Origin of the sequence: Kitasatospora sp. NPDC059817, from assembly GCF_042731835.1 — a bacterium.
Classification (GTDB): Bacteria; Actinomycetota; Actinomycetes; order Streptomycetales; family Streptomycetaceae; genus Kitasatospora.
Map to the genome: position 1 here is coordinate 7,205 of NZ_JBHWIR010000227.1, position 3,084 is coordinate 10,288.

General features: G+C 69.8%; 2 protein-coding genes. Both read right to left on the reverse strand.

What is annotated here, in order from left to right:
- Positions 1–52: 52 nt before the first annotated feature.
- Positions 53–1,489 carry an aminopeptidase P family protein gene (locus ACFV61_RS31385; RefSeq protein ID WP_380495288.1) on the reverse strand — a complete coding sequence of 479 codons (1,437 nt, stop codon included), beginning with the start codon at positions 1,487–1,489 and terminating at the stop codon, positions 53–55.
- A 196-nt stretch (positions 1,490–1,685) separates the two neighbouring features.
- A complete protein-coding gene (locus ACFV61_RS31390) occupies positions 1,686–2,726 on the reverse strand; it encodes a Scr1 family TA system antitoxin-like transcriptional regulator (RefSeq protein WP_380430084.1) in 1,041 nt (346 codons plus the stop codon).
- Positions 2,727–3,084: the final 358 nt, after the last annotated feature.

Sequence of the window (3,084 nt, forward strand, 5' to 3'; positions counted from 1 at the left end):
CCCCGGGGCCCCCCCGCTGCTGCCCGGGGCCCCCCCACAGCGGTGTCGCGGCTCAGCCGCGCAGTTCGGCGAGCCAGGCCTCGACCTCGGTGGAGGTGCGGGGGAGGCCGGCCGACAGGTTCTCGTTGCCGTCCTCGGTGACCAGGATGTCGTCCTCGATCCGGACACCGATGCCGCGGTACTCCTCGGGCACGGTCAGGTCGTTCTGCTGGAAGTAGATGCCCGGCTCGACGGTGAGCACCATGCCCGGCTTCAGCGGGCCGTCGACGTGCTCCTCGGTGCGCGAGTGGGCGCAGTCGTGGACGTCGATGCCGAGCATGTGGCCGGTGCCGGCCAGGGTGAAGCGGCGGTGCAGGCCCAGCTCGTACACCTTGTCGGCGGTGAGGTCGCCGAACAGGCCCCAGGAGGTGAGGTGTTCGGCGAGCTCGCGCTGGGCGGCGTGGTGGAAGTCGCGGAAGTCGGCGCCGGGCTTCACCGCGGCGATGCCGGCCTCCTGCGCCGCGTACACCGCGTCGTAGACCTTGCGTTGCAGGTCGGTGAAGCGGCCGCTGACCGGGAGGGTGCGGGTGACGTCGGCGGTGTACAGGCGGTTGGTCTCCACGCCGGCGTCGAGCAGCAGGAGGTCGCCGGGCTTGGCGTGGCCGTTGTTGCGCACCCAGTGCAGGGTGGTGGCGTGCGGGCCGGCCGCGGCGATGCTGCCGTAGCCGATGTCGTTGCCCTCGATCCGGGCGCGGACGAAGAAGGTGCCCTCGATCAGCCGCTCGGGGGTCTCGGTGTCGGTGCCGAGGATGCGCACCACGTCCTCGAAGCCGCGGGCGGTGGCCTCGCAGGCGAAGCGCAGCTCGGCGATCTCGAACTCGTCCTTGACCAGGCGCTGGCCGGACAGGAAGACCTCGAACTCCGCGTCCCGTTCGGCGACGGCCCGGCCCTGGAGGGACTGCTCCACGCCCGCGTCGTGGCGGCGCAGCACGCGCACCGGGCCGGTGGCGGTGCCCAGGTCCGCGCGGACGGTGCGGACGTCCCGGCAGGGTAGGCCGAGCAGCTGCTCGCTCTCGGTCAGGCTGTTGCGGCGGCCGTCCCACAGCTCGCCGTGGTTGTCCAGCCAGAACTCGCCGTTGTCGGTCCGGGAACGGTCGCGCAGGTAGAGCACGGCCCGGTGGCCGGTGTCGCCGGTCGGCTCCAGGACCAGTACGGCGTCCTGGGACTGGTCGCCGGTCAGGTAGACGTAGTCGGAGGACGGGCGGAACGGGTAGTCGGTGTCGTTGGCCCGCACCTTCGGGTTGCCGGACGGGACCACCAGGCGCTCGCCGGGGAAGGCCGCGGACAGCTCGGCGCGGCGGCGGGCGGTGTGCGCGGCCTGCGGGATCGGCTCCAGGGCGAGGCGCTCGGTGTCGGCCCAGCCCTGCTTCATGTTCTCGGCGAGCTCGTCCGTGACGCCGCGGGTGAGGCCGTTCTTGCGGTACTTGATGGTCTCGGCGGGTTCGGTCACAGCAGACTCTCCAGGTGAGGGTGGTGGATGCGAGGCGCTTCGCTACGCTGACCTGCCCGGTACGTAACAAGCGTTATGTACGGTATATCGAGCAGGGTTCGAAGAGAAGGGGCCAAGACCTCGCGGAACCGGCCGACTGTCCTGGCGGCCGGCTTTCCACCTGCGCAACGACGACGCCACCCCGGCGGCCTGGATCTCAGACGGTGCCGAAGTCACCGGACTTGACGCCGGCGACGAAGGAGCGCCAGGCGTCGGCGCCGAAGGCGAGTCGAGGGCCCTCGGGGTCCTTGCTGTCGCGGACGGGGAGGATGCCGGGGAGCCCGGGTGCGACCTCGATGCACTCGCCGCCACCGTTGCTGTACGAGGACTTCAGCCAGGACGTGGGCTTGACCGTCGGGATGGGGAACATGGCGTGGAACTCCTTGAGGCGGGCGCGGATGAGGGCCAACGAGTCCTCGCACGAGAGGGCTTGGGCCTGGAGCCAATGGTAAGTCCTTGTGAGGGAGCGGATCTTGTTCTCGTCCTCGCGTTCGACGTAGCCCCGCTGGATGGTTTCGAGGTAGGCCATCCACTTCTCGTCCGGGCGGGTCAGCAGCGTGAACGGCGTGGTCGCCGGGAGGCCTTCACCGAGACTGGACGGCGCGATCTGCAGCATGACGTGCGGAAGGCCGGCCACGCGCTCGAGCCGGCGAAGCTGCTCGGCCATGACGAAGGGGCCGCCAACGGTTCGCAGGCAGCTCTCCTCCATGACGATGTGGATGGAGGGAGGCGGTTCGCGGTACAGCAAGGCCTGCCGCGCCATGCGGACATTCAGGCGTTCGATGACTTTGTCCTCGGGGATCTCACCTCGTTGGGCTGCGGCGCTGATGAGCGCCGATGCGTAGCCCCGCGTCTGGAGCAGTCCCGGGATGACGTTCAGCTGGAAGATCTTGAAGGCGGTGGCCTTGGCCTCGTGCTCGATGTACGCGAGGTACCCGCCGATCAAGGTGGTGCTCTTGGCGGTCCAGTACAGGAGCTCAAGCGCCTCGCAGGTGTCGAGTTCCTTGTCGCATCGCCGGACGAGGTTCAGCGGCGCGGGACGGTCTCCGTTCTCGATCATGGAGATGAGCGAATCGCTGTAGTTGGTCCGCCGCCCGAGCTCGATCTGAGTGAGCCCTCTCGCCTTGCGGAAGCGCCGGAGCTGAACGCCGATGGCTGCGTTCGGAGATGCGGTCGGGTCTACTTCCCGCTGAGGCATGGCAACCACCCATTTCCACAGTGCTCGCTGTCAAAGTGAAGCTCTTCCGATGCTAGCCGCGATTGGCCACTCTTGGTGAGGAGTTAGCAACAGAGAGGAGTTATTCGGTGGATATGACGAACGTTCAATCTGGCGAAAGCATCGTCCTGCGGCGGAACTTTCCGCCCTGCCGGTGTCCGCAGTGCGGCGATTCCGTTCCCGAGGCGCGGATGGGCAGTGGCGCCATCGCCCCGGGGGGGCCCCCCCGGGGGCCGCGGGGGGGCCCCGGCCCGCCCCACCACCCCCCCCGGGTGGGGGGCCGGGGGGATGACCGGCCCGCCCGGGCGCGGGGGGGGGGTGCGGGGGGGGGGGGCCCGGG